Here is a 7963-nt window from a genome sequence, read left to right on the forward strand (position 1 = left end):
GCTCCGGGGCTTTTTCAGTGTATATAGCTCATTCTGTAAGCATTTCGTAGGTAACACCATATTTCTCCGCGATATCCCTCGCATAAGACATTCCCTCTGGCATAGCAACCTCAACCTTGAATGAGCGCTTTCCATTATCGTTCTTCACTATAAGCGACGAAACCTTAAATCTGCCGCTTTCCCTGTTAAAATCATCCATTTCCGCCGCAAGCTTATGCAGATGGGTGTTATATATTGTAATAGATCCTTTTTTCAGCAATGCTCTTACGGAATCCTTTGCTATATAGAAGCCCTCCTCAAAGGAAGTGGTAGAAAATGTCTCATTCAGCAGCACAAGACTTTCTCCAGTACATTCGGAGTATATTGATTTGAACCTGACACATTCCTCACCCAGTCTTCCGAGGTCGAGAGTCTTTTCCTCGTCTGCCGGGAAATGAGTATATATACAGTCCACCGGCTTATACTCAAAAGCGGAACCCGGAACCGATATACCGCCCTGCGCCAAAACGAACATTATTCCTATCGCCTGCGTTACGGTAGTTTTTCCACCGCGGTTGGCACCAGTAAGTATATAGATAGTATGTTCCCTGTCAAATACAAGATCATTGTATACGAGCTCTTCAACATTGTCCATTTTGACTGCAAGCTTAAGGTTGTAAAAATCTTTGGCATTCATTGAAACTTCCTCGCTCTGGGAGAGCTGAGCCTCACAGAACTTCAAGCCTATACTGGAAGACCTTTCAACAAATTCTGCAAACTTTATATAATACATGAACTCCGGTATCACATTGGATATATCGACAATGGCTATATCTGCGTATTCACTAAGAACGTCCCTGAGCTTTTTTATTACCGAACCCAGCATCTTGTTCATAACCCTGTCTAAATAGAAGGTAGCTCCTGCCGTTTCGTCGTTATTTATACTCTGTACAACAGTTGATCTTATTCTGCCGTCCACAAATGGGGTACGTGTCATTGCAAGCATAGAACCAGCATTCTCGATAAACCTGGCAAAGCTTTTGCTGTGGTCCTTATCCACATGATGATAGTGCATATCGCCGTCCCAGTCTGTACTTTCCTGTATCCTGTCCTTTTCGGAAATCGCATCTGCAAAATTGCTTACTATATTGGACTTTTTAAAAGGCTTGCTGTTTACTGAAACAAGTCCGAGACTGACAGCTTCAAATCTCGAATTCACGTTTACTCCTAGAGTAACACTCTGTATCACTGAGGTCTTTTCCTTTAACTCAGATATATCCTTTTTCATGGCTTTGAAACGTGCTTCGTCATAGAGGATATCAAGATAATCCCTGAAACCTACAAGTCCCTCAGAGCTGATATCTGCTTCGGAAAGACAGGCTCTCATTTCCTCCACGCATTTTATATAATCGCTGAGCTCGTCAAGCTTGTGCATAAGCAACCAGAAGCCAAGCTTCTCCCCCGTATCCATTCTTACGGTAGTAAACTTTCTTATATATTCTATCCTTTCAAAGAGTTCAGACAGCCTGCTCCTCAGCTCCGGCAGCCTCAGGATATCGGCAAATACCTTCTGTCTATAAAATGCTACTCTTTTATCTGATGTCATGTTAGATACGATGTTCATTATAATATTCTGCTCTTTTTTGTCATCTGACAGCTCGCTGCACAGCAGGTCAATACCAAGGTCATGACAGACCGTTTCCGAAAGTTGTTTATAGGTTACTCCCTCGTAATTCGGGAAAAGGATACTGAAACTCTTTTTGCCGTTCATTATGTGTCTGTCCTCCTTTTTAAATGTAATTATATTATAAACTATGCTCATAGATTAGTCAATAATATTTTTTATATGTATATAGAAAGCCGCAGCATATAAGCTACGGCTTTAAAACTATCTCATTATTCTGATCCCGCCTGATTTTTCCTTTATAAAGCGAACAAATGCGTCCTTGTCGGGTATATCCCTGTACTTTATGGTATTGCCGTTCATATTATTATCTCTTGAAGGATAGCCTATCATAAGGTAATCCTTTTTCAGGAACATAAAGTGATAATCCGTATATCTCCGGAAATACACATTGCTTACCTGAGGCATATATACCATTATCCTGTCATCATAAAAGATAAGATGATCGTCAATGGAAAGCCTGCCATCGCCGGCCTTGCTTTCTTCCAGCTTCTCCCTGAATTTTTTCAGGCGAATAAAGGTCTTGACCATATATACAACGATTATGATCGCAGGAGACAAAAAGAGAAACCGCTTCTTTATTATGAAAAGAATGACTGAAATTACTATCATGACTGATTCAAGGATATAATCCACAATGCGGCTACGTCTTCTGGTATCCATAGCTGTAAAGGAGTATTCTTCCTCTGTTAGCCTTGAATGGATATCAAAAACAGGTTCTACAAAGGTCATTCCTATCACATCGGGAAGCTCTGCCTTTACCGCTTCGTCAAGCCTTTTTTCTGTGAGACATAAACAGTGCAGTGTACCCATATCGTTCAGTTCGCCCGGAGGTATTATCCCGAAGCATACCGCGCTGTAGAAGCCGAGATCCTTAAATAACTTTTTACAGCCGTCATTAAATACGAGGAGTGCGTCCCTGCCATTTTCCTTTGCTATGCGTATAAGCTCCGCAGCAAGCGCCCTTGCGGTCTCTTCATTTTCTGCGTGAATACCAGTGATAAGTGGCGTATCAAGCTCTCCGGCTCTTGCAGCAGCACAGCCTATATAACCATTAATACTGCCGTTACCGTCCTCAGAGACAAGCGAGAGCTCAGGAATTATACTGCCAGAGCTGCGCAGCTTTGCGGTATATGTATCATCCCCGCCGAAGCTGCTCACTATCCTGTCTATTGCAGCAGCGTCGACGCTGCTTTCAGCTCGTATCATTATTTTACTGCGCTTAAAGCGCCGAATCCGAGAAGAGTTGCCGCCGTAATTATAATCGCAGCAAGAACGACCCCGAGAGCTACAGCAATTATGCTCTTCTTGAAATCAAGATCAAGAAGACTTGCCGCAAGAGTTCCCGTCCATGCTCCTGTACCGGGAAGAGGTATTCCAACGAAAAGAAGCAGCGCCCAAAACATACCCTTTCCCGCCTTTTCCTTAAGCTTTTCGCCGCCATGATGTCCCTTTTCAAGGCACCATGTAAAGAATTTGCCGATATACTTCTTATCCTTTCCCCATTCCAGCACCTTTCTTGCAAAGAAGAAGATAATCGGAACGGGTATCATATTGCCTATCATACATATTACTACAGCATAATACCATTTTACGCCCATACCAACGCCGGCCGGTATACCGAGCCTCAACTCCACGAGAGGCACCATTGAGATAAGAAATGTAAGAATATACTTTAACATAACAAAACTCGCTTTCATTAAAAATCGCATACAGTTTATTATCTCATATCTCATTGAAATAGTCAAGTATTTTTTTGACAAACTGTTGACGAAAGCGATAATATGGACTATAATATTAGTAATTCGTCTTACGAAAAAATACATATCAAGGAAAATGATAATATGAAAACGAATAGATTCACAGCACTTGCAGCTTTGGTTACTCTTTTTGCCTCCCTCTCATCATGCGGCTCCTCCCCTGTCGGTAAGGCAGACCTGAATGAAAAAAAGGAAGCAACCACGGCGTCTTCCACAGTTACCACAGAAACTGTAACAGAAAAGGTCACAGAAGAAAAGGCCACTGCCGCTTCCGGTGCAAAGGGAAATATCTTCGACTCAAAGGGACATCTTCTTGCTTCCAGCTCTGAAGACGGCAAAAAAAGAGTCTATGCGAATGACTATGCCGTTTCATTCGCAAATATATTGACCTCAATGTCTGACGGCTACGATACTGTATTTGACAATATACTCAAAACGCCAGCTAGCGGAGACAGCTACCAGTCTATAAAGCTTACCCTTGACGGCGACGTCCAGAACGATATTTACAGCTATATGGAAAGCACAAACCTTATAGGTGCTGTAGTAGTTCTCAGGACTGACGGCTCCATAATGGCTCAAGTAAATTATCCCTCTTACGATCCCAACTCCGTGGAAGATCAGAAATACAACGAGGATCTCGCATGGGGAGACGTGGGAAACAAGGCTTTCAGCAACTACGAGCCAGGCTCCTGCTTTAAGATAATGTCCGAGGTGCTTGCAGACAAACACGGTATATACTCACTCTATGATGACGGCACATGGGACTTCGGCAATGATCACCCCATCGTCAACTGGGATCACAAGACCAACAAGAGCAGCTACCCCATTCCTAACCGCTCACTGAACTCCGCATTCATCAATTCCAGTAATATCTTCTTCGCAAAAGCTTTCGAGAATATAGGAGAAGAAAATGTTATCAACGACCTTAGAACGATATTCCACTTCGGGACTGAGGATTCTGACGATATTCACTGCGACTTCGGCGATTTAAGCAATAATATAGAGATCGAAGATATAGATGACCTCCGAAGGAGCGCCTTCGGTCAAGCGAAGGTACTCACTTGCCCTATATTCCTTGCTGCTCTCGGCAGAGAGGCAGCATTCGGAGATATGGTTACTCCCTTTGTACTAAAGGACATAGTTGATGGCTCCGACGCAGGGAAAAAGATAGGAAGCGGCTCAAAGGCAAACGATGTTATCGCATCCATACCGCCGGAATGTAGAGACAACCTACTCAGCGTAATGGGTTCAGTAGCATCCGATATAGGTGTATATCCCCCTAATGGCTACAGCTTCTATGCCAAGACAGGCACTGCTGAAGGCTGGCTCGGCGACTTCCTATACATAACAGGCTGCGCCAAGAACTACAATGACAACGGCTCCCAGAGCTGGGACAACTACGATAACTACGGCGAAACAGGCTCGTATATAGTAGTCATGGAAATAAGAAACCCTGCTGAACACGGCTTTGAGTTCGCCTCACAATCAGCAGGAGTATACCGAGAGATAATCAACATAGTAATAGGCAAATAAAATCATGCTCCCACAGGCAGCCGCCTGCGGGAGCTTTTTACTGACTAACGCTTCTTTTTCTTTGGTTCTGGGAGTTCATCTGAAATAGCCTCAATAAGTTCCTTAAGGAACTTCCTGTTGTCGATATCCTCCACCAGTAGCATTTTGCTTCCGCCCTCGTATGGTATCTCATAAGGAACATCAGGCATCAGTCTTTTTGCTGCTTCAGCCGACTTCACAAGGAAGCGGTCGTCATAAATGCCGCCTATGACCTTACCTCGGCAGTATATAATAAACTCTCCCATCATCGACCTGTATGTTATTCCGTCCGTATCAGACAGCTGTTCAAGTACAAATTCAAGATAAGCTTTGCTTGAAGCCATACTGTTATCCTCCTGTTTCGTTTTTACTATATTTCAATTATACTTTACGTACTCTGTTTTTGTCAATATACAGCTTAATACCCGTAATATGAACTAATTATAGATTTTCTTATTGAATTTTTTGAAAGATATTGACGTATCATGTAAAAGAATGTATAATTAAGTTATGACTTTCCCGCACTCTTACGGGTGCGAAAATGCAAATCTATCTTAGGACGGTAATCAGAATGATTTTCAGGGGAACATGGCTTCTGCCGATGCTAGTAGCAGGTGCCGCGGCATTGTCGTTTCCGTCCTGTTCGGCAAAGGTAGGACAGTTTGAGGTCCTTCACGGTACCGAATCGGCAAATCCTGGCGCAACAACCACATCAGAAACGACAACTACTACCACGACTACAGCGCTGGTATACAGGGGAAACATCTACGATACTAACTTAAAGCTCGTTACATACGGCACCTATGCTAAGGGTGAGGACGATGAACGTATTTACGGTGAAAACTGCGCCTACTCCTTCAGCAATTTAATCAGCGAGGCTTCAAATGGCTTGGACGAGTCCCTCAGGGAGCTCCTCACATCAGTCAATCCGACGAAAATAGCCGCTGATCACGAAGTCGGCAAATCGGTGCGTCTCACCATAGACAGCGACGTACAGACTGAGCTTTGTTCATATATGGCGAATATGGGTATGTCCGGCTCAATCGTGGTGCTCAGAACTGACGGCTCTATACTTGCAGAGGTGTCATATCCCAATTATGATCCTGAGCTGTATTTCTCCGACGAGGAGTACAGAAACTTGCTATGGTCGGGAGCTCTTGAAAACAAGGCGTTCATGAATGCCTCTCCTGGTTCATGCTTCAAGATAATGTCAGAGGTCATCGCCGACAAAAACAATATAACCTGTCTTTATGATGACGGCGAATGGTTCGACAGTGGAGCCACCATAGTAAACTGGGATCACGATATAGGTGGATATCCCATACCTGAGAGAACGCTTTATTCAGCCTTTGTAAATTCAAGCAATATTTTCTTTGCAAAGGTATATGATCAGCTCGGTACGGATAAAGTACTTGACGAGCTGAACCGTCTTTTCCACTTCTGCGACCCGATAAACTGCGATTTCGGCTCCATAGAAAACCAGATAAAGATAGAGTGTCTCGACGATTTGCGCAGGAGCGCATTTGGACAATCCCATGTAAAGACCTGCCCGATATATCTTGCAGCCCTTGGCAGAGAAGCTGTATTCGGCGACATGGTAAAGCCCTTTATCGTACAGCAGGTGGTTGATACCTCTGATCCTTCAAAGGAATGTTCAAAGGGCACCTCGCCCTATGAGGTAATAGCCAGCATACCTGAAGAATACCGTCAGAATCTTCTTGACTGCATGACTGGAGTTGCAAATAATCTAGGTATTTATGTACCTGAAAATTATCAGTTCTACGCCAAGACCGGAACAGCTGAAACAGGACGTGGAGATTTTCTCTATATAACAGGCTGTCTCAGGAACGTGGCAGACCGTACAAATGAAAAAATAAAATATACCGACTACAGCAATTATGGCTTGGACGGCTCGTACATAATAGTTATGCAGCTTCAAAATCCGGCAGATTTCGGATACGACTTTGCAAGTCAGACGGGATACCTTTATCAAGGTATAATTAATACCGTGCTTTCATACTGAAATAATGAGCGGCTTCATGCCGCTCTTATTTTTCACTTTACAAATACCGTAAAAAGTTGTATAATAATTTAGTAAGATAATTTTTAACGGAGGAATTCATTATGTATATAACTTGTCTTGACCTTGAGGGAGTACTTGTGCCCGAGATTTGGATAGCCTTTTCTGAAGCTAGCGGCATCCCGGAGCTGAAAAAGACTACCCGTGACGAGCCTGACTATGACAAACTCATGAAATGGCGTCTCGGAATTCTCAAAGAGCACGGACTCGGACTTAAGGAAATACAGGACACTATCGCAAAGATCGAACCTATGGAGGGCGCAAAGGAGTTCCTTGACTCTCTCCGTGAGCTGGGACAGGTAATCATCATCAGCGATACATTCACGCAGTTCGCAGCACCTCTTATGAAGAAACTGGGCTGGCCGACTATATTCTGCAACAGTCTTGAAGTCGCTGAAAACGGCGAGATAACTGGCTTTAAGATGCGCTGTGAGAAGTCCAAGCTCACAACGGTAAAGGCTTTGCAGTCAATAGGCTATGACACTATCGCAAGCGGAGACAGCTACAACGACCTTGCCATGATAGAGGCAAGCAAGGCAGGCTTCCTGTTCCGCAGCACAGAGCAGATCAAAAAGGATCACCCGGAGCTTCCGGCATTCGAGACCTATGACGAGCTACTGGCTGCTATAAAGAAGGCAAGGGTGGAATAACAGGGCTTAAGACAGCTTTTGCTGCCGTCCTGGCATAAAACATCGGAGGTATATTTATGAGCTACAGTTTCAATGCAGAAAAAGTGACAAAGGAAGTAGTTGAATGGGTACGCGACCTGTTTGAGAGGACCGCTTCTCCCACTACAAATGCCGTTATCGGCATATCCGGCGGCAAAGACAGTTCCGTAGCCGCGGCGGTCTGCGCAAAGGCTCTCGGAAAAGACAGAGTTATCGGAGTACTCATGCCTCAGGGCGAGCA

At 44.0% G+C, this 7963-nt stretch carries 7 protein-coding genes and 1 pseudogene; 4 read left to right on the top strand and 4 right to left on the bottom strand.

What is annotated here, in order from left to right:
- Nucleotides 1-28 precede the first annotated feature (28 nt).
- From J6U00_RS13170 to J6U00_RS13180, 3 genes are all read right to left on the bottom strand, one after another.
- A complete protein-coding gene (locus J6U00_RS13170; protein WP_296582559.1) occupies nt 29-1750 on the bottom strand; it encodes a DNA mismatch repair protein in 1722 nt (573 codons plus the stop codon).
- 117 nt (nt 1751-1867) lie between these two features.
- Nucleotides 1868-2872: a hypothetical protein gene (locus J6U00_RS13175; RefSeq protein WP_296582560.1), complete on the bottom strand. Its 1005-nt coding sequence runs from the start codon at nt 2870-2872 to the stop codon at nt 1868-1870.
- Nucleotides 2872-3345, bottom strand: coding sequence for a small multi-drug export protein (locus tag J6U00_RS13180; RefSeq protein WP_296582562.1), 474 nt, complete (start codon nt 3343-3345; stop codon nt 2872-2874). The genes J6U00_RS13175 and J6U00_RS13180 overlap by 1 nt, the downstream gene beginning before the upstream one ends.
- Nucleotides 3346-3507: 162 nt before the next feature.
- Between J6U00_RS13180 and J6U00_RS13185 the strand changes: the two genes are divergently transcribed.
- Entirely contained in the window at nt 3508-4956 is a 1449-nt protein-coding gene (locus J6U00_RS13185; protein ID WP_296582565.1) for a penicillin-binding transpeptidase domain-containing protein, read from the top strand.
- Between the two features lie 44 nt (nt 4957-5000).
- On the opposite strand, the gene J6U00_RS13190 is transcribed toward J6U00_RS13185, so the two are convergent.
- The gene (locus J6U00_RS13190) at nt 5001-5318 is read right to left on the bottom strand and encodes a TfoX/Sxy family protein (protein WP_296582567.1); all 318 of its coding nucleotides are present in this window, start codon (nt 5316-5318) and stop codon (nt 5001-5003) included.
- 227 nt (nt 5319-5545) lie between these two features.
- On the opposite strand from J6U00_RS13190, the gene J6U00_RS13195 reads away from it, so the two are divergent.
- The 3 genes and pseudogenes from J6U00_RS13195 to J6U00_RS13205 all read left to right on the top strand — a co-directional run.
- Nucleotides 5546-6997, top strand: a complete 1452-nt coding sequence (locus J6U00_RS13195; RefSeq protein ID WP_296582569.1) for a penicillin-binding transpeptidase domain-containing protein — start codon at nt 5546-5548, stop codon at nt 6995-6997.
- 101 nt (nt 6998-7098) lie between these two features.
- A complete protein-coding gene (gene thrH, locus J6U00_RS13200) occupies nt 7099-7704 on the top strand; it encodes a bifunctional phosphoserine phosphatase/homoserine phosphotransferase ThrH (protein WP_296582572.1) in 606 nt (201 codons plus the stop codon).
- Nucleotides 7705-7760: 56 nt separating this feature from the next.
- Nucleotides 7761-7963, top strand: a pseudogene (locus J6U00_RS13205) (NAD(+) synthase); the annotation flags it as partial.

Source organism: Ruminococcus sp. (assembly GCF_017650195.1).
Taxonomy (GTDB): Bacteria; Bacillota; Clostridia; order Oscillospirales; family Ruminococcaceae; genus Ruminococcus.